The following is a 21,419-nucleotide window of genomic DNA, read 5'->3' on the forward strand; positions in this document are numbered from 1 at the left end:
TGTGGTGTCGCGTGCGGTCGTCCGCTGTCGGTGCGTCGGCCTCGGTGGTGTGTCTTGCGGTGTCATCCTCGGTAGGGCTCTTCGACGAAGTCTTTCGCGAGCTCTGCTGTCGCCCGACGCAGCCGATACGAGACCGTCGACCGCGGGACGCCGAGCTGGTCGGCGAGATCGTCGAGCGTCACCTCGCGAGGCGTCTCGAAGTAGCCGCGGTCGACGGCGAGTTCGAGCACCTCGCGCTGTTCGCTCCGGAGCGACTGCGACGAGAGGAGGCTCCCGTGCCAGCCCGTCACCTCCTCTAGGTGGCCGAACTCGAACCGGAGCCCGTCGGCGAGTTGCGCGCCGAGCGTGTCGTACAGCATGCCGACCTTCTCGTCGTGCTGCATCATGATCCGCCAGCGGGCGGTGTCGTCCTCGCGAACGACCTGGTAGACGACGCCCCCGTCGAGATACTGCGCGGCGATGAACGGAACCGCGTCGCAGTGGGCGACCTCCGCGAGATGCGTGTAGACGATGCGGTGGCGTCGTCCCTCTTCGAGGAGACTATGCGTCCGCTCGCCCTGACACTCCCGCGCGCTGATCGACTCTCGGTCGAGCGACTCGTCGACCAACAGCGGCTCGACCCGTTCGAGTGCCTCGGGCTCGCCGGTGACCAACTCCAGCCGCCACAGTTCGCTCGGTCCGAGTGCCGAGACGGTCGCCTCCGACCGGAGCGAGCCGTGTTCGATGAAGGCGTCCATGTACCGGTCGACGCCCGGGGAGTATCTGAGAGAAAAGCAGAACTCGCGCATTACTCTCTGTTGTAACCGACAGCGAATAACTGTTTCAGTTCAACCCGGGTCGTCGACGGGGCCGCGCCGTGTGTCTTGCCTGTTCGATACTATACTCGCTCCGCGAGAGTGGGCGTGGTTTTCGAGATGACCGCGTCCCGACCGGACACGTGACGGCGCTGTGCCGCCTCTTCGCGTGCCCCGACAGCTCCGGAGAAACGGGCTGAAAAGGCGACAAACGCGGCTGTGTGGGGCTGGCGCGTCTACCCGGCCTGCCCGCTGGCGGTCGACACACCCCTCGCTGATACTGTATTGTATCCAGTGCGCAATATTTATTAGAGTGTGCAATATACGTGTAATCGAAGATGGACGCAGACGACTTCCCGACGCCGGACGTCACCGTTGACAGCATCGCCCCCGCCGAACTCAAGCAGCAGGTCGACGCGGGCGAGGACGTGACGATCCTCGACGCACGGATGCAGAGCGATTTCGAGGAGTGGCGCATCGACGGCGACGCGGTCGAGATCGTGAACATCCCGTACTACGAGTTCCTCGACGAGGTCGACGACGACCTCCTGGCGCGCGTGCCCGAGGGCGAGCCTCTGGTCGTCCTGTGTGCGAAGGGCGGTGCCAGTGAGTACGTCGCGGGCGTGCTGAAGGAGGCGGGCCGTGACGTGGTCCACCTCGACGAGGGGATGAACGGCTGGGCTCGCCTGTACGACCTGGTCGAGGTCGAAGGCTACGACGGCCCCGGTGCCGTCTACCAGTACCAGCGCCCCTCGTCCGGCTGCCTGGCCTACCTGGTCGTCGACGGCGACGAGGCGGCGGTCATCGACCCGCTTCGCGCCTTCACCGACCGCTACCTCGCCGACGCCGAGGAGATGGGCGTGACGCTGAAGTACGCCATCGACACGCACATCCACGCCGACCACATCAGCGGCGTCCGCGAACTCGACGACGAGGGCGTCAGGGGCGTCATCCCCGCCGCCGCCGTCGACCGGGGTGTGACCTACGCCGACGTCCTCGAGACCGTCGACGACGGCGACGTGCTCTCGGTGGGCGACGTCGACATCGAGGTCGTCGCCACGCCCGGCCACACGACCGGGATGACTTCCTATCTCGTCGGCGACAGCCTGCTGGCGACGGGTGACGGCCTCTTCATCGAGAGCGTCGCCCGCCCCGACCTCGAAGAGGGTGACGAGGGTGCGCCCGACGCCGCCCGGATGCTGTACGAGTCCCTCCAAGAGCGCGTGCTCACGCTCCCCGACGAGACGCTCGTCGCCGGCGCACACTTCAGCGACGCCGCGACGCCCGCCGAAGACGGCACCTACACCGCGCCGCTCGGCGACCTGGTGGCGAAGATGGACGCGCTGACGATGGACGAAGACGAGTTCGTCGAACTCGTCCTGTCGGACATGCCGCCCCGTCCCGGCAACTACGAGGACATCATCGCGACCAACCTCGGCCAGCAGTCGGCGGACGACGACGAGGCGTTCGAACTCGAACTCGGCCCGAACAACTGCGCCGCCAGCCAGGAGTCGCTGGCCGGCGACTGAGCGGCCGACCGAACACCCGACCGACTCGCGGCTCTTTTCGCCGACGCCTGCCGTGGCCAGTCACCCGACTGCGGCGGCTCACCGGTCTGTCATCCTCGATACCGCTGGTTGTCCTGCGGCAACTGAACCCGTATACCGCTCCACCAGCTAGTCGTGAACGTCATGGACCGGTCAACGCTGCTCACCCGGCTTCGCTCGGTACGCATCAACCGACACCTCGCGCTCGCCGCGGCGGTGGCCATCTCGTTCGCGACGGCCGCCGTGGTGTACGGTATCCTCCACGACGACGTCGTCACCGCCATCTCGGCGCTCCCGTTCGTGCCCGCGGCGTTCTTACTCATCGCCATCGGCCTCTCGTTCGACCGCCCCGACGAGCGGCAGTCCGGCCCCGGCGGCACCGTCTGAGCCGGCCGAGACACGCGACACCGACGAGTCCCGAACCCCGACCGACGTCCGACCACCACTCGACACACCCGCCGTCACTTCCGATGAACGAAGCCGAACTTCAGGCGCTTCTCGACCAGGAGACGCTCGTCGACCGAATCGACCGCGGTGCGATGCCCGACTGGGTCGAATCGCACTGGCGAACCTTCCGCGAGGGTCTCACGGGCACGCGGAACGGCACGCCGTTCCCGTGTTTCTTCGGGGCCGAGTCGGTCAGAGGGGGTGACCCGCTCTACACGGTGGTCCCGTCGACGACCGACAAGGACGCGCTGCTCGGCCTCCGCGACGCCCTTGTCGAGTATCTCGACGTCTGGACCGACCACAGCGACCGTGCGTCGCTGGTCGTCTTCTTCAGGCCGCCGGACGAACCGCTGTCGGAGGCCGCGTACCACGAGACGCTGTGGCACGTCCTGCAGTTCCTCCACGTCCACGACCCCGAGCCGTGGCCCGAGGACATCCCGACCGACCCCGACGACCCGTACTGGGAGTTCTCCTTCGGCGGCGAGCCGATGTTCCCGACCTGTCGCGCGCCCTTCTACGACGAGCGCAAGAGCCGGTACTGCCCCATCGGGTTGGAGGTCACGTTCCAGCCCCGGCAGCTGTTTGAGTCGCTCGACGTCACCGCCGACACCGAGGCCGGACAGCACGCTCGTGAGGTCATCCAGGACCGACTCACCGAGTACGACGGGGTCTGTCCGCACGCCGACCTCGGCGACTACGGCGTCGAGACCGACCGCGAGTGGACGCAGTACCTGTTCGAGTCCGACCCCACACAGTCGCCCGACGTGTGTCCGCTCCGGGTGACGCGCGAGCACCCCAAGGTCGACCCGGCGGTCGACCCCGGCATCGCCGTCGACGGTTCGTGAAACACGGTGCTGTCGGAACGCTCGGTGACCGGAAGAATGGGCCTGCCGCATAGGGCGGTCCCATACCGTCGCTCGAGAGAAGGGTTTGAGACGGTTCACCTCCTATGTGGGTGTATGGACACAGATCGACTGAAGGAACTCGCCCCACACTACGCCGCGATGTTCCTGCTGGTGTTTGTCGTCCTCACAATCGTGCAACTGGCTGTGGGTGAAATCGGGTTCTGGATCGAATTAGCGATCGTCGTCGTCGTCGTCTTCGCCTATCGCCCGCTCGCGATACGGCTCGGTATCGCCCCCAGCGGGTGGCGGTAAGGCTGTCACGTGCTCGACTGACGCTCTGTCTGTCTGCGCGGTCGCGCAGAACCGCGCACCAGCCGCAGGGCTCGAGAACGGCGTGAAAAACAACTGCTCGGTTCGTCGCGTCGCCTTACTGTTCTGTCGTCTTCGACCGCGTCTGTCCGACCCGCTCCGCCACGGTGAGGGCGGTGCCGAGCGAGCGGCGCACGTCGTCGTCTCGGAGCGCCGAGACGAGACCGAACAGGCCGACCTCCCTGTCGGTGTCCGCGGCGAGGCCGTCCGCGCCCGCGCTCACCACGTCGAGGACGGCGGGATCGCTCGCCTGTTCGGCCACGTCGAGCGCGTAGCCGAGCCGCTCGCCCAGTTCGTAGTACTCCTGTGGCGTCCGGTCGGCCGCGTCACCGAACCCTTCGAGGAGGTGGCCGAGGCCGACGAGTGTCTCCATGTTCTCCCCGAGCGATTCGACCGCCCGCACCGTGGGCTCGCGCTCGAACGCCGCTTCGAGCCGCTCGATATCGGCACGGAGGGCAGCGAGTTCAGCGTCGTTGGTCGGTGTCACGTCGCCGACGACGTCGCCGGTCATCTCCAAGAGCGTGAGCAGGTCGCAGAACGTGTCGGTGTTGTGGCCGAGTCGCCGGAGCAGCGTCAGCGTCTCCTCGCGCTCGAAGGCGAGTCGGAGCGCCTCGAGTTCGCTCCGGTTCTCGACGGCCACCGTCTTCAACTCGGGGCCGAGTTCCGCCGCGAGGTCGCGCGTCACGTCGAGCAGGTCCAGCAGGTCCGAAAGCGCCTCCGCGTTGTCGCCGACCCGCCGGAGCAACACGAGCGTCTCCTCCCGTTCGAGCGACGTCCGGAGGTCCGAAAGCGGCTCGCGGTTCTCCGCGACGGCCGTCCGGGCTTCCGGGACCAGGTCGGCGCTCAGCCCCCGAACCGCGACGAGTAGGTCCAGCAGCGCGAGCAGGTCGTCGGCGTTCGCCGCGACCCGCGAGCGGAGGCGTTCGAGGTCCGCCTCCTCGCTGGTGTGTCCGTTCGACATCGACGAGGTGTGTTCGTTCATCTCGTTCACCTCACGGGACCGGGTCGTAGCCGCGCATCCAGACGTTCCAGTACAGCGAGGGGATGACGTTGACGTCGAGGATCCAGTTGAGCCGGCTGACGACCGGCGCGGAGATGGACGACTCGTAGTCGAACTCGGCGATCATCGCCTTCCCCTTCTCGACGAGGATGGGACAGGCGGTGTAGCCGTCGTACCCCGGGTCGAGGTCGCGGCCCGCGAGCATCCGCTCGAGGTTGTCGGCGACGACGTGCGTCTGCTTTCTCGCTGCAGAGGCCGTCCGAGAGGTCGGCACGTCGGCGCAGTCACCGACCGCGAACACGTCGTCGTACTCCTCGTGCTGGAGGGTGTGGTCGTCGACGGCGACGTACTCCCCGCCGTTCGTGAGCGGGGAGTGTTCGACGAGGAAGTCGTGGCCGTGCTGTGGCGGCACGGGCGCGTAGAGGTCGTACGCGACCTCGTCGCCCTCCGCAGAGTGGACGACGCCGGCCTCGTAGTCGACGGTGTCGACCGTGAAGTTCGGGACGAACGTGATGTCGCGCTCGGCCCAGATCTCCTCGATGCGTTCCTGATAGGGCGCTTTCGGACCGGTCCCGAACACGTCCGGGCCGGGTTTGGTCATCACCACCTCCGTCTCCTCGCGGACGCCGCGCTTCCGGAGGTACTCCTCCATCAGCATGGTGAGCTTCAGCGGCGCACCCCCACACTTGATGGGCGTGTCCGGGACCGTCACGAGGAACGTCCCGCCGTCGAAGTCGTCGACGGCCGTGCCGAGCGCGTCGGCCGCCGCGGCGTCGTAGAAGGGGAACACCGAGTCGGTCCGTTCCCACCCCTCGACCATCCCGTCGATGCGGTCCGGGCGGAGGCTGTTCCCGACGGCGACGACGAGGGAGTCGTAGTCGTAGCTGCCGGCCTCGCCGCGGACGGTCCGCTCGTCGGGGTCGATGCCGGTCACGGTGTCCTCGACGAACCGAACCTCGTCGTGGAGGAGCGTCCGGACGTCCCGTGTCTGGTCCTCGAGGTCCATGTAGTCGAACGGGACGAGGTAGTACGACGGCTGGTAGTGGTGGGTGTGACTCCGGTCGACGACGGTCACGTCGACGTCGAGCGTGCGCCTGAGGACGTTCGCGGTCATCGTCCCGCCGGCCCCGGCACCCAGGACGAGCACGTGCGGTCGCGTCATCGGTTCACCCCCTCCGTCCGGCTTCCGACTCCGCGCGCGGCGGCGACGAGGAATCCCATCCCGGCCTGGACCTCCGGGTCGCGCAGCGCCCGGGCGAGGCCGAGTGGGCCGAGCGGCTCGGGCTCGCCCTGCGCGGCGTCGCCGACGCCGTCGAGGAGCCGTTCGAGTCCCCGGCGCACGTCGTCGTCGGCCGCTCGGGTCGCCATCTCGCCCAGCGCGGTGCCGCGCGAGACGACCGACTCGACCATCTCGTCGTCGGCCGCGTCGGTGACGAGCGCGAGCGCGTCGGCGACCTCGAACAGGCGGTCGAGCGTCCCCGTCCGCTCCAGCGCCGCGACCCGCTCGGCGGCGGCCGCGAGTTCGGCCCCGTTCGCCCCGACCGCACCGCCCAGTTCGACGGTCCCGTCGTCGGCGAGCGCCGTCGCCGCCAGTCCGAGCGTCGTCGCGTCCGCCGTCAGACTCTCGACCATCCGGTCGTCCAAGGCGTCGGTCGCGAGCGCGAGTGCGTCGAGGAGCGTCCCGAGTTGGCCCGACCGCTCGAGTAGTTCGGCCACCGCCTCGGGGTTCTGCTCGATGGCGTCGACCACTTCGGACGGGACCTCCCCGTCCGCTTCGGCGGTGCTCATCTCACAACACCCCGCGCGCGGTGAGCCAGTACGACTGGTTGTAGCCGAGTTTCGACCAGTGGATGAGCTTCGAGGGCTCCTTCGGGACCGGTGACTCGTCGTAGTCGAAGGCGATGTAGGTCGCCTCGTCGGTCCCGCTCTCGATGAAACAGACCGTCTTCCCGTCGTACTCGGCGGTCGGACGCTCGCCCCGAGCGACGCTCGCGAGTCGGTCCGCGAGCGCGCCGGCCGCGTAGTGGGCGGCGCTGCCCGCCTTGCTCGTCGGGAGGTCGGCGACGTCGCCCAGCGCGTACACGTCGTCGGCACCTCGCGCTTCGAGCGTGTTCGGGTCGACGTCGACCCAGCCGTCGTCGCCGAGCCCCGCGTCGCGGACGAGGTCGCTCCCGTCGTGCGGCGGGATGGCGACGAGGAGGTCGTAGTCGAGGTCTCGCCCCTCGACCGTGTGGATGACCTCGTCGTCGGGGTCGACCCGCTCGGCGTTGAAGAACGTCTCGACGGTGATGTCGCGCTCGTCCATGAGCGGCCCCGCCCACTCCGCGACGGCCTCGATGCCGTGTGCGCGACCGATGGGGTAGGTGTAGGTGAGTTCAACGTCGTCGCGGAGGCCGTGGTCGCGGAACCACGCGTCGGCGATGAGCGCGAACTCCAGCGGCGCGACCGGACACATGTGTGGAACGCCGACGACGGAGACGACGAGGTGCCCCTCGGTGAAGTCGGAGAGCTCCTCGCGCAGCGCCGTCGCCCCCGCGGGGCCGTAGAAGTGGTGGCCGCCCTCGGCCAGCCCGGGCGTCTCCTCGGGGGTCACCTGTGCGCCCATCGCGAGCACGAGGTGGTCGTACGGGCGCGTCTCCGCGCGCGAGACGAGCGAGACGGCCTTCGACTCGGTGTCGACGTCGTCGACCCGGTCGATGACCAGCGTGACCCGGTCGTCGACGAGCGGCGCGAGCGGCCGGGTCGCGTCCGCGGGCGTCTTCTCTCCGAACGGGACGTACAGCCACGTCGGCTTGTAGACGTGTTCCTCGGTGTCGTTGACGAGTTCGACCGCCACGTCGCCGGCGTCGATCTCGTCGGCGAGTTCGTCGGCCAGGTTGTTCGCGAGGACGATGCCTGCGGTCCCCGCTCCGACGATGACGATACGTTCGGTCATGACTTTCGGACGTAGAACGCCTGGTGGTCGTCGCGGTCGACGGCCCCGAGGTACTCGTACCCCGACTGCTCTGTCCACTCGACCAGGTCGTCCTCGGTCCCCTCGTTGGAACTCAACAGCTCCACGACGGTCCCGGAGTCGACCGATTTCATCTTGCCGATCAGGTCCATCAGCGGCCCCGGACACGACGATCCCACTGCGTCCACCGTGACGTCCGCACGCACGTCTGTCTCGGACATACGCCAACGTACGAGTACCGCCGTCAATGTATGTACGTTTGGCGCAAGACAACCCGGCGTCTTCGACGCCAACCGACGCGTCCTATCGAACGCGTGAGGCGCGCGTACGTGTGCGCGAGGCGGACCACCCGCCCGAGGTTCGTCCGAGCGGTGCGGCGACGGCGTGCTCGGCGTCCGGAGCCGTGTGACCGAAGCAAACCCACTCATAACGTATACATCACCATCGGTCGGTTAGCGGAATATAGTATTGCACAGAAAACCCAAAACCGTTATGACCGTGCCCAGTGTAGTGACTCCTGTGCAAGCATCCGCAATGAGTGCAATATCGCAACGAGGTGAGTGGTGATGTTCGGTATCGAGACGCTCTCGGGAAACGCGCTGGCGGCCGCGCTCGTCGGCCTCGTCCTCGTAGAGGCAGCTATCCTCTACGTCGGTTACGGCGCGCTCGAACAGCTCGTCGGAAAGTACGTCGTCCGCATGCTACGGGGTGAGTGACGATGCCGATGGAACTCATGGGGGTGAGCGTCGCCCTGCTCGCGATGTTCGCCGGCTTCGGCCTCCTCATCGGTATCCTGTTCGGCTTCTTCGGGATGGGTGGGTCGTTCCTGGTCACGCCCGCCCTCCTGGTGCTGGGGTACGAGCCGAACGTCGCGGTCGGGTCCGGCCTGGCATTCGTCTTCGGGACCAGCGTCATCGCGACGTTGAAGCACCGTGACCTCGGGCAGGTCGACTACAAACTCGGCGTCTCGATGATCATCGGAACGACGCTCGGTATCGAGGTCGGGAGACTCGGTCTGGAGTATCTCCTGCACATCGGCCTGGCCGACAGCATCGTCAGCGTCGCCTACGTCGCCCTCCTGGGTGGCATCGGCGCGTTCGTCACGCGCGAGGCGCTCCGTGGCGGCGGCGGTGGCATCAGCCACGACGTCGACGAGAACGACGACGACGACCACGACATCCCCGACATCGCGAAGAAGATCCAGTCGTACCACATCCCGCCGATGATTTCGCTCCGCGGCGGCATCACCGTCTCGCTGTGGATGGTGTTGATCGTGGCGTTCTTCACGGGACTGCTCTCGGGCTTCCTCGGCGTCGGCGGTGGGTTCATCCGCATGCCCGCGCTGTTCTACGCCATCGGCGTGCCCGTCCCTGTCGCCGTCGGGACCGACCTCTTCGAGATCGTCTTCTCGGGCGGTATCGGGTCGTTCCTCTACGCGCAGTCGGGCGCGGTCGACCTCTCTATCGTCGCTCCCCTGCTGGCCGGAAGTGCCCTCGGCGCGCGTCTCGGTGCGGCCGCGACGAGCCTCGTCGACGAGGAGGGTATCAAGGTCTACTTCGGCGTGATGCTCCTGTTAGGCGCGTTCGCCGTCGCCATCCGCCAGGTCGGTAACTTCCTCGGCATCGACGTCCTCAACACGGTCAGTCTGGTCGTCATCGTCGGCGCGGCACTGCTCGTGGCCGGCGCGGTCGTCCTCAGCAGTATCCGCGAACTCCGCACCGCCTCGGACGGAACGGTCCACTCGACGGCCGACTGATCTCTCACGCTCCGTCGAACGCGCGCTGTCTCTCGCCCTGTCGGCCGGACTGGTTTCGAGGACTGTTTTCACGATACTCGGCACCTCGCGTCCCGACACTCGTCACGGACGTCCCGTCGACAGTATCAGTCTTCGACCTGCGTCCGAATCGTCGTGACCGGAATCGGTGACCGACGGACCAGCGTCTCGGCGGCGCTTCCCAAGAGGAACTCCTCGAGGAGCGGCCGACCGTGGGTCCCGACGACGACGAGGTCGGCCCCGTACTCCTCGGCGGCCTCGATGGTCATCCGCGCCACGGGGCCGACGGCGACGCCGGTCTGGAGCGTCACGTCGTACTCGTCGGCGACGGCCTGCGCAGTCGCGAACAGCTCCCGCGCGTGGTCGCGCCGGTCTTCGAGCCACTCCTCCCACTCGCCGGGGTGGTCGCCCCAGCCGATGGCGGCTGTCTCGTCGGTCCCCTTGTCGATGACGTAGAGGACGGTGACGGTGCGGTCACCGAACTCCGTGCAGGCGTATCTCACCGCCTCCTCCGAGAGCGGCGAACCGTCGAACGGGACGAGGACGTGGGTCGGCATGTGTGGGGAGACGACGACCAGCGTATTATATTCACCCACTTGACACCACCGCCCGAGAGCCCACAGCGCGCTCCCGAGCGCGAGCAGCCCGACCCCGGCGACTGCACTGCACACCGCGTCGGCGGAGGCGGCACCCAGGCCCAGACGACGCCCGACCGTCGTCCGTTAGAACGCGTCCGCTGGATACACAACACCCCAATCGGGCCCACGGGGGCCGCGATGGCGACCCCGAGGACGATGCCACGGACGAGGTTGTCGGGCGGTGTCAGGGTTCATAGACGTCACTTCCCGGACGGCGTGAGGCGGCCTGTCGGTATACCCCTCGCCCGTCGGCGTCAGCGGCGTCCGAGCGACGACGGCGTGTCGAACAGGTAGCCGGTTCCGCCGTCGTTCCCGGCGACTGGGAACCTGCACGATGCTTTTGCGCCCGAACCACAATACTTCCCCAATGAACAACCCCGACCTGAACAACCCCGACCTGAACAACCCCGACCTGAACAACCCCGACCTGAACAACCCCGACCTGAACGACCCCGACCTGAACGACCCCGACCTGAACGACCCCGACCTGAACGACCCCGACCTGTCTCTGACGCGCGACCCCGGCTGTGAGCGGCTCCTCCACTGTCTCGACGGGCACGACGCGCTCGACGAGTCGGTGTACGACGAACTCGTCGACAGCGACTACCCGCTCACCGTCGACGACCTCGCCCGCCACACCGACCGCGGCAGGTCGGCGGTGTACGACTCGGTCAGTCGGCTCACCGACGGCGGCCTCGTCACGCGAACGCGGATGGCCTACGGGGAAGACGGGCACTCGACCGTCTACGACGCCGTCGACCCCGAGCGTGTCGCGGCGGCCCTCTCTCGGGCGCTCGACGACCAGGGCGGCACGATGGCCCGCCTCGTCGCCACGTACCGCGACGCGTACGTCGACGACGGGCCGGTCGCCACCGAGCGCTGAGCGCCCCGCTCGTTACTCGCTCGCTGCCGACAGTCGCGCGGTGACGTGCCTGTCGACGTTGTAGAAGACTACCGCGACCGTCAGGAGGGTCGTCGCGAAGAAGACGACGAACTGTGGCGGGCCGGACGTCGAGCCGGCGAGCGCGGCACCGGCGAACCCGACGAGGGTGAGTTCGACCCACGTGACGAAGACGCGCGAGAGCAGCAGCGTCCGCCGTCGTCGAGTCCGGACCGTGTCCGTCGCCGACTGCTCTGCGGCCGACTCGTCCGGTGCCGAGGCGTCTGCCGACATCGCTCAGTACGACTCCGTCGGCTGTGCCGGCCCGCTGAACGCGCTGTACAGGACCGCGAAGTACGTCACGACCAGCGGCAGGAGGAACGCCGACGCGACCGACATGATGTTCAGCGGGAGCGTCGACACGATGGCCTCCGAGACCAGCAGGTCGGTGCCGGGGTCGACGACCGGGAAGAGCAGCAACGCGACGACCGCGACGAGCCCGTAGGTGAGCAGCCCGCTGGCCGCGAGCGCGAGCAGGTCCTGGTCTCGGCGAAGCGCGGCGGCGTAGCCGGCGGCGAGGACGACAGAGAGCACGACGAGGGCGAGCACCGGTGCCGTCGCCACCGCCGCGGCGAGCCGCGGCGTCGAGCCGAACAGCAGGGCCAGCGAGACGACGACGAGCGCGAGGTACGCGACGAGGGCACGCTCGCCGTACCGCCGCACGCCGTCTCGGAGGTCACCCGTCGTCTTCAGGCGGACGAACGCGGTCCCCGAGACGATAGTGAGCGCGACGAGGGCCAGCCCCACCGCGACGCCGACCGGCGTGACCAGCGCGCCGCTCCCGGTGAGCCAGTTCGCGGTGAAGACGCCGAGGAGGAACGGGGCGAGCACGCTCCCGGCGACGAACGAACGGCCCCACCACCGCTGCCACGCGGCGTCGTGGCGCTGTTCGTACATCTCCGGAGCCAGCCCGCGGAGGATGAGCGCACCGAGCACGCCGAACAGCAGGAGGTAGTTCCGGCTGAAGAGGTTCGCGTAGACGGCCGGGAAGGCGGCGAAGAGCGCGCCGCCGAAGACGACGAGCCAGACCTCGTTGCCGTCCCAGAACGGGCCGATGGCGGCGAGAATCGTCTCACGCTCCTCGTCGTCCTCGCGGGTCGCAAAGAGCACCCCCGCCCCGAAGTCGAAGCCGTCGAGGAAGAGGAACGTGCCGAGGATGGCGAAGACCAGCGCGAACCACAGCTCGGGGAGGGGGAGCCCGAACAGCGGCTCGGTGGCGAACGCGCCGTAGTCAGTCATCGCCGGGCACCCCCCGGGGTGCCTCCGACTCGACCGTCCGCGTCCGCAGCTCTTCGGCCCCGGGCGGCCCCGCTCGGATGATGCGCGCGACGACGTAGCTGTACAGGGCCAACAGCGTCGTGTAGACGAGGGCGAAGGCCACGAGCGTCAGCGTCGCCTCCGCGCCGGTGAGCCCGGGTGAGACGCCGTCAGCCGTCTTCAACACGCCCTGGACGACCCACGGCTGGCGGCCGACCTCGGTCACGACCCAGCCGAGTTCGACGGCCAAGATTCCGAGGAGGCTCGACGCCATCAGCGCCTTGTGCAGCAGGTCGTCCTCCAGCAGTTCGCCGCGCCACCAGCGGTAGCCGCCCCAGAACGCGAGCAGGATGAACCAGAAGCCGAGCCCGACCATCGCGCGGAACGACCAGAAGACGATGGCCACCGGCGGGGCCTCCGTCTCGAAGGAGTTCAACCCACGTATGGTCGCCTGTGGGTCACCGCCGCTGGCGAGCCACGACGCCCCGCCGGGGATACCGAGGCCGAACAGCTCCTTCGCGCGCGGGTTCGTCAGGTCCTCCATGCTCGTCGGGAACGCGATGAGATACTCCGGCACGTAGGAGTCGGTCTCCCAGACGGCCTCCATCGCGGCGAACTTCTGGGGCTGCGTCTCGTTGACGTGGCGGGCGTACATGTCGCCGTGGAGCACCTGCAGCGGCGCGGTGATGAGGAGCGCGACGAGCGCGATCTTCAGCGTCGTCTCCCAGAAGTCGACCTCCTGGACCGGGTACCCCCAGACGTAGTGTTTGAAGATGTGGTACGCGGCGACGCCGGCCATGAACAGCGCGACCGACTCGACCGCGGCGTTCTGCATGTGGACGTACATGAACATGAACCGCGGGTTCAGGTACGCCGCCACCGGGTCGGTGAGGTGGACCACCGTCTGCCCGCCCTTCTCGGCCAGTTCGTAGCCGCGGGGCAGCTGCATCCACGAGTTGGCGATGAGAATCCAGACCGCAGAGAGCCACGTCCCTGCGGCGACCGCGAGACTCGACACGAAGTAGAGGCGGTCGGAGACACGCTCGCGACCGAAGACGAAGACGCCGAGGAACGTCGCCTCAAGCATGAACGCCATCATCCCTTCGGTGGCGAGCGGGCCGCCGAACAGCTCGCCGGCGAACGTCGAGAAGGCCGCGAAGTTGGTCCCGAACTCGAACTCGAGGACGATGCCGGTGACGGTCCCGACGACGAAGCTGATGGCGAAAATCTTCGTCCAGAAGCGTCGGAGCTGTTCGTAGACGGCGTCGCCGCCGCGGATCTCCTTCCAGGTGAAGTAGACGAGGAAGGGCGCGAGCCCCATGCTCATCACCGGGAAGATGATGTGGACGATTGTCGTGAGTGCGAACTGGAGCCGGCTTGCGATGACTGGGTCGACCATGGTGTGAACCTCCTGCAGTGAACGGCGTCGCTGCGAGTCGTTCTTCGTATACACGGTTCCAGACGCAGCGGCCTAAGCCCCTGTTTGGCGAGCGACAACCGTCGAGGACGGCCGAGTGTGTTGCACAAAACACACAATATTATGTTCCTGGGGAGCCAAGAGGGAGGTATGCGCATCATCTTCGCAACGGACCTCTCGGACGCGAACGAGGCGGCCATGCGGTCGCGGACGTGCATCGAGTGCCTCAAGCGAATCGGCGTCACCGAGGTGCATCTGGTCACGGTCGTCCCCGACAACGTCTCGAGCGGGCTTCCCGGGATGGACGTCGCCTCGAACCGTCACGAGGCGCTCCGCACACAGCGTGAGTTCTTCGAGTCGGAGGGGTTCACGGTCGACACGCACGTCGCCCGCGGCACGCCGCATCGGCGTATCAACGGGTTCGCCGAGCGCCTCCACGCCGACATGGTCGTCGTCGGCTCCCGCGGTCAGAGTCCCCTCCAGAACCGCCTCATCGGGAGCACGGCCCGAAACGTCGCCCGGACGGCCGTGCGACCACTCCTGGTCGAACGCATCACGAAGGAGGGCGACACCCACACCGTCGCCAAGGAGCACCTGTTCCAGGACGTGCTGTTCGCGACGGACTTCTCGGCGAACGCCGACCGGGCGTTCGAGTTCATCCCCCAGTTACAGGGCGCGACGAAGCGCGCGACCCTGCTGCACGTCCGCGGCCACGAGCGGGAGGTCGAAGACGAGACGACGGCTCGCGACCGACTCGCCGAACTCGCCGACGACCTCGAGACCCGCATGGGCATCGAGGTCCAGACGAACGTCCGCGAGGGTGGCGTCGTCGACGAGATTCTGGCCGAGGAAGCGCGCGTGGGTGCGACGGTGACGATTCTCGGGTCGCGGGGACAGAGTCGGCTCCGCCGACTGCTCCTCGGAAGCACCTCCGAGTCGGTCGTCGCGCAGGGACACAACAACGTGTTGCTCGTCCCGCCCGAGGCGGCGTCGCGGTGACGGGGCGGGGCTCTGCTCGTCTCGTCTGACCGCGGCTACCCCCTGGTCTCTCGGCTTCCCGACGCCGGTTCCAGCATCGTGACTCCCGACGAAATGCTTTTGTATAGTTTTTACAATACTACACACGAACACTGAGATGATACGCACCCTGCTCACCGGACTCAAACGACACCTCATCTACGTGGTCGTCGGCTCGCTCGTCGCCGGACTCGTCTTCGGACAGGTCGCCGACGCCGGCGTCAAGAGCCTGCTGAAGGCCGCCGTCGTGCCCGTGTTGTTCCTGATGGTCTACCCGATGATGATCAACATCGACCTCGGTGAGGTGCTCAACGCCCGCGAGCACGCCCGGCCGGTGGCACTGAGCCTGCTGGTGAACTTCGGGCTGACGCCGCTTCTGGCCGTCGCACTCAGCCGGGTGTTCTTCGCCGGTAACGTCGACTACGCCATCGGGTTGTACTTCATCGCACTCGTCCCCACGTCGGGGATGACCGCCGCCTGGACGGGGCTCGCGAAGGGCGACCTCGAGTCCGCGCTGGTCGCGATGGCGGTGAACCTGCTCGTCGCGGTCGCCGTCCTCCCGGCGTACCTCTCGGTGCTCGTCCCGGGCAGCATCGGCTTCGAACCGGCCACGCTGTACCGTCAACTCGCGGTCGTCGTCGTGACGCCGATGGTCGCGGGGACGCTCACCCGGCGACTCCTCCTCCGACAGTACGGCCCCCAGACGTTCAAACGACTCAAGCCCAGCCTCGGCGGGCTGAGTTCACTCGGGGTGATGCTCATCGTCTTCATCGCGATGACGATGCGTTCGGGGAGCATCCTCGCCGACCCGGTCGCCTCTGCGACGGTGGTCGTCCCGCTGGTGGCCTTCTACGCCGTCGTCCTGGTCGTCGGGACGTCGCTCGGCCGCCTGCTGCTGCCGGACGCCCAGGCGACCGCGTTCGTGTACGCGACCAGCATGCGGAACCTCTCTATCGCTCTGGCGATTGTCGTCGCGGCCGACTCCCTGCCCTCGGCGGCTGTCCTCCCCATCGCGCTGGCGTACGTCCTCCAGCCGCCACTGGGAGCGGTCTACATGCACTACCGGCGTGACGTCGTCGGCGAGGGGTCGAGCCTGCGCGACGTCCTCGTCTCGCTCGTCTCGCGCCACTTCCGCACGGGCTGACTCCCGCACGCGGTCGTTCATGCGGACACCCGCGCTTCCGGACGGTTGTCGCACGACGACCACAGTGTTAGGTGGCTTCCATCGCTCGATTCAGGTGGGCGCGCGGCCGATGCCCGCCAGCGGCCCCGTGCTGTGCGCCCTCGTTAGCAACCTTCACTCCGTCTCTCTGTCGCGGGCCCACTTCCGGTAGAATCCCACGCCGAACGCCGAGAGCAACAGCCCGATTCCGAGATATCTGAAGAACGTCCCGGTGTCGCCGTGCAACACGACGTGTAAGACGCCGATGGTGATGAGGAACGTGATGACGAGGCCGAACAGGCCGCCCATCGCCACCCGGATGTCGAGCAGTCGCGATTCGGTCACGACTGCACCCCCTGCCCGTGGCGGCTCTCGTCCCACCCGTCCCGACCGGTACGCCTCCTCCACCGGGACGCGGCCCCTGCGCCCCGTCGCGTCCACCACGTCCTGTCGCCCGGTGACCGTGACGTCATCATGTGTGGAACGAGGGCCTCCGGCCGGTTCGCTCCCGTGTTGGCGTGTGCTAACTGTCGCGACCGCGACCGTGGTGACAGGGTGCTGAGTCCTCGGTGCGTTTACCTCGTCGGGGTGCGATGTGCCTGTATGACTCGTTCGACGGCAAGCGCGCTCGACCAGACCGGAATCGACGCGTTCCTCGACACCCAGTCGACCGGGACGCTCTCGCTCGCGAAGGCGGACGACGCCTACGCGATTCCCGTCGCGTTCACCTACGCTCCCGAGAGCAGGGACTTCTACTTCCGACTCGGATACGCGCCGGGGAGCCGAAAGCGCGAGTACATCGAGGCCACCGACGACGCGACGTTCGTCGTCGCCAGCGAGACCGACGACGGGTGGACGAGCGTCGTCGCGCGCGGACGACTCGAACACCGGAACACGGTCGAGGACCTCTCGCGGCATCGACTTCCCGGCGAGGACGTCAGCCAGGCCGACCGCGAACTCCGGATTCCGTTCTACCACGTCTTCGAGGCGCCGTCGGAGATGGTGTTCGCGCTCGTCCGCCTCGACGTCACTGAACTCACTGGTGTCGTCGAAGCGTCCGGCGACTGACCGCGGCGAGAAAACGTCCGTACTCGCGTCTCAGCTCAGACGAGGAGCTGGATGTCCGCGTCGACCATCTCCTGGAAGGCAGTGGCCGCGCCGACGCCGACCGTCACGCCGGAGAAGAAGTCGTCCTCGTCGTAGCCGAGGAGGTCGATGGTCATCTGACACGCCTGGAGGTCGACGCCGCTGTCGAGGGCGGTCTGGATGAGCTCCTCGACGGTGGCGACGTCGTTGTCGGCGATGCGCTTGCGCATCATGCGCGAGGTCACCTCGTCCATGCCCGGAAGCGCCGCAATCGCGTTCGGCATCGGCATGTTGGGGTTGCCGACCGAACTCAGCTTCAGCTTCGAGGCGTGGTCCTTGTGGAGGATCTCGAGCCCCCAGAACGTGTGGAAGACGGTGACGTCGTACCCGAAGGCCGCGGCCGTCGACGCGAGGATGAGCGGCGGGTACGCCATGTCGAGCGTCCCCTTCGTCGCGATGATGACCATCTTCTTGGGGCGGTCGCGGACCTCGCTCTTGAGGTCGGCGAGCTCGGACTCGAGCTCGTCGATGCGGGCGTGTACGTCGGCTTCGCCCCGCGGGGCGTCGTCCGTCTGCGAGGGGGTGTCCGTACTCATTGCTTACTCCGTCTTGCGGATGTAGTGCGTGTAGACCCCGTCACCTTCGACCTGGTCGACGAGCTCGGCGTCCGCAGCGGAGTCGGCCCAGCCCTTGATGTCGCTCATGCTCCCCGAGTCCGTGGAGACGACCTCGAGAACCTCGTCGGCTGCGAGGTCGTCCATCGCCTGCTTCGTCTTGATGACCGGCATCGGGCAGTTCTGTCCTTTCACGTCCAGCGTCTCGGTGACGTCGATGTTCGAACTCATCTGTGGGTTCCTCACCCTCCTGTACCGGGGGCGGACGCAAAAGTCTATCGATTGTTGTGCCCAATACAAACACAACCAACTTCGCGAGTGACGGTCGTACCGAACGGCCGGGGAAACTCTGTTGATGGCCTTCAAACGGATGATGTGCGCGTTTGAGTGGCCGCCCTGGTACTCTATCTAGCGACACCACGTTGTGAGATATCCGAATGCTTATTGCATTTCGTGTGCAAGACATCATCGAATGATGGACATCGTATCGACGCGCACCGGCAGGCGAAGCGCACGGACCGAACAGGAGACGCGATGACCGGCCTCGCGCTCCAGCTCGCGGCCGAACTGTTCCCCCGCGGCGTCACCCAGTACGCGGTCGGCGGGGTCATGGTCGCCGCCGGCATCGCCGTCATCTACCTCGGGACCGCCATCATCCCCGGGAACAGCACGTTCCTCGAGACGACACTCTCGTACGTCTCGAACCGCTCGCGGTTCAACCAGCCGAAGTACCTCGCTTCGCGCGACTGGCGGGTCGTCTTCGCGCTCAGTATCGTCGCGGGCGCGGCGGTCTGGGGACTGCTGCTCGACCCCGGCGCGTTCACCACCGAGGTCCAGCCCTGGCGGCTGTTCGGCGGCGGCATCCTCGTGGGTATCGGGACGCGGATCGGGAAGGGCTGTACGGCCGGTCACGGCGTCTGCGGGCTCGGTTCTGCGTCCAGAACGTCGCTCGTGAACGTCGTCCTCTTCGTGGGTGTCGCCATCGTCACCGCGACCGTCGTCGCGGCACTGGGGGTGACGCCATGAGCGTCAAGCGACACCCGCTGTTCATGCCGCTCGTCGTCCTCGGCGGCCTCATCCAGGGGTTCGGCCTCGCGTACAGCGGGATGGCCCGCCCGGAGGTCGTCCTCGACTTCCTCCAGTTCGACGACCTCGGCCTCGTCCTCGTCATGGGCGGTGCGGCCGTGGTCTCGGGAATCACGTTCTTCGTCGCCACCCGCTTCCTCGACCGCGCGCCGCTGACCGGCGACACGTACGGCCGGCGCGTGAAGTCGATGGACCGCAACGTCGCTGTCGGCGGCGTGGTCTTCGGTGTCGGCTGGGGCCTCTCGGGTATCTGTCCCGGGGCCGCCTACGCCAGCGTCGGCATCGGCAACCTCCCCATCCTCTGGGCCATCGCCGGGATGTTCATCGGCGCGTACGCACAGGGGTACTGGCGCTCCCGCAACGAGGCCGTCTCGGGCGAGACGGTCACGGCGGACGACTGACCCTGCGGACGCCACCGATTCTGCGGACGCTGTCGTTACCGACGCCGTGAACTCTCATCTGTATTGTTTGTATTGTACACTATCAAAACACTTTTCGACGGCAAGCCGGTACTAGTCCCTGTGAGCTCTGACACCGACCCGGACGACGGCCAACAGTCGGCCGAGCGTCCCGTCTCCGACCCGGACCCCCGCGTCGGCACGGGCCTGCTCGACGCCGAGATGGGGCCGAGTTCGGCGCTCGCCCACCTGTACCGGGGCGAACTCCACCGGATGAAGCTGTGGCGCGAGCGACTCGACCGCACGACAAACTGGGCGGTCTTGCTCCTGGCGGCACTGTTGACCTGGGCGTTCTCGAACGAGACGAACCCCCACTACGTCGTCCTCGTCGGCAACCTCGCGGTCGGCCTGTTCTTGAGTATCGAGGCGCGTCGGTACCGTGCCTACGACACCTGGCGGAGCCGCGTTCGCTCGCTCCAGCAGAACGTCTGGGCACCCGGACTCGACCCGACCCGTGACCTCGCCGACGAGGGGTGGCGACGGGTGCTCGCCGCCGACTACGCCCGGCCGACGCTCAAGATCACGACGGAGGAGGCGCTCGCCCACCGGCTCCGCCGGGTGTATCTCCCGTTGTTCGCCATCCTGAACGGGGCGTGGGTGCTCCGCGTGACTGCCTTCACCGACGCTACCTGGCCCGCGAGCGCGCAGGTCGGTCCCGTCTCGGGCGTCGCCGTCACCGCGCTCGTCGGCGTGTTCATGCTCGGTGCGCTCGTCATCGCCGTCCGCCCGCGGACGTGGCACGCGAGCGACGAACTCCGGGAGGAGGCCCTCCGCCGTGACGGCGAGACGCCCCGGACGTGAGGCTCTGGGGCAGATGCTCCGACCACGGACGCGCGGAGTGAATAAAGTGCTACATGCACAATCTCCACCCGGGTGTGGCTCCTCTCTCGTGTGACTTTCCTCGGTGTCTCACACTCCGAGACGCGCCGAACGCTCGGTCAGAGACCGCCCGACCTCCGTCTGGACGTCGGTGCAGTCCACCCAGCCCACGGCGGTGAGCCGTCCCGCGCCCGTACAGTTGTTCGTGCTTTGCGCAACACTTTTTCGCTCCGGGTCCGTATCTGGTGACACGATGCCGGATTCCATGAGCGACCAACTGGCCCAGGACCTGACGTGTGAGAGCCTCCTCGAGTGTTTTCACGGACTCAAGACGCTCGACAGGGCGGTGTTCGGCGTGCTCGCTCGCACCGACGAGCCTCTCACCGTCGACGAGATCGCCGACGCCGTCGACCGCGAACGTTCGACGGCGTACCGGTCGGTCCAGCGCCTCCGCGACGCGGGCTTCGTCCGGAGCGAACAGGTGAACTACGCCGATGGCGGCTACTACCACGTCTTCGAACCCGTCGACGCCGACGTCGTCGCCGACGAGATGCAGCGGATGCTCAACGACTGGTACGCCAAGATGGGCCAGCTCATCGACCAGTACCGTCAGCAGTACGAGGACATCTCGGCACAGCCCGTCGCCGCAGAGCGGTGACGACGACGACCCGGTGCCGTGACGATTCTTGGCGCACGACGACACCACCTCTATGCGGCCGGCACGACTCGGCACGAACGGGCGTGTCTCTCCTGACAGGACGACTCCTTCGCTGTACACGCCCGCTTTCTCTTTCTCGGAGGAACTGACGGTTCGCTCGCCGCCCGTCCGGACACGAGACGGCCTACGCTGCTCGTTCTTCCTCGAGTGCGCACAGTATCTCGTACGCGTCGACCGCGTACGTCATCGCCGGACCGCCACCCATGACGACGGCGATTTTCAGTGCGTCGACGACCTCCTCGTGGGTCGCGCCCGCCTCCAGCGCCGCGTCGGTGTGCCAGAGGATGCAGTGCTCACACCGGACGGCGACGCCGATGGCCAGCGAGATGAGTTCCTTCGTCTTGTTGTCGAGGACGTCCGTCGCCTCCGCGGAGTGGATGAACCCCGCGAACTGTTCTAGTTCCGGCGCCTCCTCGATGAGTTCGCCCAGCGTGCCTTTGAACTCGCTCAGTTGAGTGGAATACGGCATCAACCGGAC

28 protein-coding genes are annotated in these 21,419 nt (G+C 67.4%); 14 read left to right on the plus strand and 14 right to left on the minus strand.

Annotated features, from left to right (window positions below):
- Positions 1-62: 62 nt before the first annotated feature.
- Complete coding sequence (locus E6N53_RS05255) at positions 63-788, minus strand: helix-turn-helix domain-containing protein (protein ID WP_142857495.1); 726 nt, start codon at positions 786-788, stop codon at positions 63-65.
- Positions 789-1,132: 344 nt separating this feature from the next.
- Here E6N53_RS05255 and E6N53_RS05260 point away from each other — a divergent pair, with 344 nt between their 5' ends.
- The 4 genes from E6N53_RS05260 (at position 1,133) to E6N53_RS05275 (ending at position 3,945) form a co-directional block, all read left to right on the plus strand.
- A complete protein-coding gene (locus E6N53_RS05260) occupies positions 1,133-2,323 on the plus strand; it encodes an MBL fold metallo-hydrolase (RefSeq protein WP_136600697.1) in 1,191 nt (396 codons plus the stop codon).
- A 162-nt stretch (positions 2,324-2,485) separates the two neighbouring features.
- Positions 2,486-2,728 carry a hypothetical protein gene (locus E6N53_RS05265; protein WP_136589837.1) on the plus strand — a complete coding sequence of 81 codons (243 nt, stop codon included), beginning with the start codon at positions 2,486-2,488 and terminating at the stop codon, positions 2,726-2,728.
- A gap of 83 nt (positions 2,729-2,811) precedes the next feature.
- Positions 2,812-3,633 (plus strand): YqcI/YcgG family protein, encoded by an 822-nt coding sequence (locus E6N53_RS05270; RefSeq protein ID WP_142857497.1) that lies wholly within the window; start codon positions 2,812-2,814, stop codon positions 3,631-3,633.
- Between the two features lie 114 nt (positions 3,634-3,747).
- Complete coding sequence (locus E6N53_RS05275; RefSeq protein WP_136589835.1) at positions 3,748-3,945, plus strand: hypothetical protein; 198 nt, start codon at positions 3,748-3,750, stop codon at positions 3,943-3,945.
- Positions 3,946-4,060: 115 nt separating this feature from the next.
- Here the strand turns inward: E6N53_RS05275 and E6N53_RS05280 are convergent, their stop codons facing one another.
- From E6N53_RS05280 to E6N53_RS05300, 5 genes are read right to left on the minus strand one after another with little or no spacing between them, the layout of a single operon-like run.
- The gene (locus E6N53_RS05280; RefSeq protein WP_142857499.1) at positions 4,061-4,984 is read right to left on the minus strand and encodes a DUF1641 domain-containing protein; all 924 of its coding nucleotides are present in this window, start codon (positions 4,982-4,984) and stop codon (positions 4,061-4,063) included.
- 10 nt (positions 4,985-4,994) lie between these two features.
- On the minus strand, positions 4,995-6,164 hold the full coding sequence (locus tag E6N53_RS05285; RefSeq protein WP_142857501.1) for an NAD(P)/FAD-dependent oxidoreductase: 1,170 nt from the start codon (positions 6,162-6,164) through the stop codon (positions 4,995-4,997).
- Complete coding sequence (locus E6N53_RS05290) at positions 6,161-6,790, minus strand: helical membrane plugin domain-containing protein (protein WP_142857503.1); 630 nt, start codon at positions 6,788-6,790, stop codon at positions 6,161-6,163. Before E6N53_RS05290 ends, E6N53_RS05285 begins: the two co-directional genes overlap by 4 nt.
- A 1-nt stretch (position 6,791) precedes the next feature.
- Positions 6,792-7,937 carry an NAD(P)/FAD-dependent oxidoreductase gene (locus E6N53_RS05295; protein ID WP_142857505.1) on the minus strand — a complete coding sequence of 382 codons (1,146 nt, stop codon included), beginning with the start codon at positions 7,935-7,937 and terminating at the stop codon, positions 6,792-6,794.
- Positions 7,934-8,176 (minus strand): sulfurtransferase TusA family protein, encoded by a 243-nt coding sequence (locus tag E6N53_RS05300; protein WP_142857507.1) that lies wholly within the window; start codon positions 8,174-8,176, stop codon positions 7,934-7,936. The genes E6N53_RS05295 and E6N53_RS05300 overlap by 4 nt, the downstream gene beginning before the upstream one ends.
- A 345-nt stretch (positions 8,177-8,521) precedes the next feature.
- Here E6N53_RS05300 and E6N53_RS20955 point away from each other — a divergent pair, with 345 nt between their 5' ends.
- On the plus strand, positions 8,522-8,671 hold the full coding sequence (locus tag E6N53_RS20955; protein WP_201740146.1) for a DUF7512 family protein: 150 nt from the start codon (positions 8,522-8,524) through the stop codon (positions 8,669-8,671).
- Between the two features lie 8 nt (positions 8,672-8,679).
- Entirely contained in the window at positions 8,680-9,711 is a 1,032-nt protein-coding gene (locus E6N53_RS05305; protein WP_142858465.1) for a sulfite exporter TauE/SafE family protein, read from the plus strand.
- Positions 9,712-9,836: 125 nt separating this feature from the next.
- Here the strand turns inward: E6N53_RS05305 and E6N53_RS05310 are convergent, their stop codons facing one another.
- Positions 9,837-10,286: a universal stress protein gene (locus E6N53_RS05310; RefSeq protein ID WP_142857509.1), complete on the minus strand. Its 450-nt coding sequence runs from the start codon at positions 10,284-10,286 to the stop codon at positions 9,837-9,839.
- Between the two features lie 448 nt (positions 10,287-10,734).
- On the opposite strand from E6N53_RS05310, the gene E6N53_RS05315 reads away from it, so the two are divergent.
- Positions 10,735-11,250, plus strand: coding sequence for a helix-turn-helix domain-containing protein (locus E6N53_RS05315; RefSeq protein WP_142857511.1), 516 nt, complete (start codon positions 10,735-10,737; stop codon positions 11,248-11,250).
- 12 nt (positions 11,251-11,262) lie between these two features.
- On the opposite strand, the gene E6N53_RS05320 is transcribed toward E6N53_RS05315, so the two are convergent.
- The 3 genes from E6N53_RS05320 to E6N53_RS05330 are packed head-to-tail and all read right to left on the minus strand — an operon-like array spanning position 11,263 to position 13,963.
- Positions 11,263-11,541 carry a hypothetical protein gene (locus tag E6N53_RS05320; RefSeq protein WP_236639567.1) on the minus strand — a complete coding sequence of 93 codons (279 nt, stop codon included), beginning with the start codon at positions 11,539-11,541 and terminating at the stop codon, positions 11,263-11,265.
- A gap of 3 nt (positions 11,542-11,544) precedes the next feature.
- Positions 11,545-12,546, minus strand: coding sequence for a cytochrome d ubiquinol oxidase subunit II (gene cydB / locus E6N53_RS05325; RefSeq protein ID WP_142857513.1), 1,002 nt, complete (start codon positions 12,544-12,546; stop codon positions 11,545-11,547).
- Positions 12,539-13,963: a cytochrome ubiquinol oxidase subunit I gene (locus E6N53_RS05330; protein WP_136600705.1), complete on the minus strand. Its 1,425-nt coding sequence runs from the start codon at positions 13,961-13,963 to the stop codon at positions 12,539-12,541. Before E6N53_RS05330 ends, cydB begins: the two co-directional genes overlap by 8 nt.
- Positions 13,964-14,131: 168 nt before the next feature.
- On the opposite strand from E6N53_RS05330, the gene E6N53_RS05335 reads away from it, so the two are divergent.
- Together E6N53_RS05335 and E6N53_RS05340 are read left to right on the plus strand one after the other, a co-directional pair.
- Positions 14,132-14,980 (plus strand): universal stress protein, encoded by an 849-nt coding sequence (locus tag E6N53_RS05335; RefSeq protein WP_136600706.1) that lies wholly within the window; start codon positions 14,132-14,134, stop codon positions 14,978-14,980.
- A 136-nt stretch (positions 14,981-15,116) separates the two neighbouring features.
- Positions 15,117-16,142, plus strand: coding sequence for an arsenic resistance protein (locus E6N53_RS05340; protein WP_136589824.1), 1,026 nt, complete (start codon positions 15,117-15,119; stop codon positions 16,140-16,142).
- A 153-nt stretch (positions 16,143-16,295) separates the two neighbouring features.
- On the opposite strand, the gene E6N53_RS05345 is transcribed toward E6N53_RS05340, so the two are convergent.
- Positions 16,296-16,505, minus strand: coding sequence for an intracellular growth attenuator family protein (locus E6N53_RS05345; RefSeq protein WP_136589823.1), 210 nt, complete (start codon positions 16,503-16,505; stop codon positions 16,296-16,298).
- 258 nt (positions 16,506-16,763) lie between these two features.
- Between E6N53_RS05345 and E6N53_RS05350 the strand changes: the two genes are divergently transcribed.
- Complete coding sequence (locus E6N53_RS05350) at positions 16,764-17,228, plus strand: pyridoxamine 5'-phosphate oxidase family protein (RefSeq protein ID WP_161569890.1); 465 nt, start codon at positions 16,764-16,766, stop codon at positions 17,226-17,228.
- Between the two features lie 35 nt (positions 17,229-17,263).
- Here E6N53_RS05350 and E6N53_RS05355 read toward each other — a convergent pair whose 3' ends face one another.
- Positions 17,264-17,842: a DsrE/DsrF/DrsH-like family protein gene (locus E6N53_RS05355; protein ID WP_142857517.1), complete on the minus strand. Its 579-nt coding sequence runs from the start codon at positions 17,840-17,842 to the stop codon at positions 17,264-17,266.
- Positions 17,843-17,845: 3 nt separating this feature from the next.
- Entirely contained in the window at positions 17,846-18,091 is a 246-nt protein-coding gene (locus E6N53_RS05360) for a sulfurtransferase TusA family protein (protein WP_136589820.1), read from the minus strand.
- A gap of 303 nt (positions 18,092-18,394) precedes the next feature.
- On the opposite strand from E6N53_RS05360, the gene E6N53_RS05365 reads away from it, so the two are divergent.
- From E6N53_RS05365 to E6N53_RS05380, 4 genes are all read left to right on the plus strand, one after another.
- Complete coding sequence (locus tag E6N53_RS05365) at positions 18,395-18,886, plus strand: YeeE/YedE thiosulfate transporter family protein (protein ID WP_142857519.1); 492 nt, start codon at positions 18,395-18,397, stop codon at positions 18,884-18,886.
- Positions 18,883-19,347 (plus strand): DUF6691 family protein, encoded by a 465-nt coding sequence (locus E6N53_RS05370; RefSeq protein ID WP_142857521.1) that lies wholly within the window; start codon positions 18,883-18,885, stop codon positions 19,345-19,347. Before E6N53_RS05365 ends, E6N53_RS05370 begins: the two co-directional genes overlap by 4 nt.
- 204 nt (positions 19,348-19,551) lie before the next feature.
- Entirely contained in the window at positions 19,552-20,205 is a 654-nt protein-coding gene (locus tag E6N53_RS05375; protein WP_394344747.1) for a DUF2270 domain-containing protein, read from the plus strand.
- Between the two features lie 271 nt (positions 20,206-20,476).
- Positions 20,477-20,881 (plus strand): helix-turn-helix domain-containing protein, encoded by a 405-nt coding sequence (locus E6N53_RS05380; protein WP_136589817.1) that lies wholly within the window; start codon positions 20,477-20,479, stop codon positions 20,879-20,881.
- Between the two features lie 184 nt (positions 20,882-21,065).
- Here the strand turns inward: E6N53_RS05380 and E6N53_RS05385 are convergent, their stop codons facing one another.
- Positions 21,066-21,410 (minus strand): carboxymuconolactone decarboxylase family protein, encoded by a 345-nt coding sequence (locus E6N53_RS05385; RefSeq protein ID WP_142857523.1) that lies wholly within the window; start codon positions 21,408-21,410, stop codon positions 21,066-21,068.
- Positions 21,411-21,419 lie beyond the last annotated feature (9 nt).

The sequence above is a fragment of the Salinigranum halophilum genome (genome assembly GCF_007004735.1).
GTDB classification, from domain to species: domain Archaea; phylum Halobacteriota; class Halobacteria; order Halobacteriales; family Haloferacaceae; genus Salinigranum; species Salinigranum halophilum.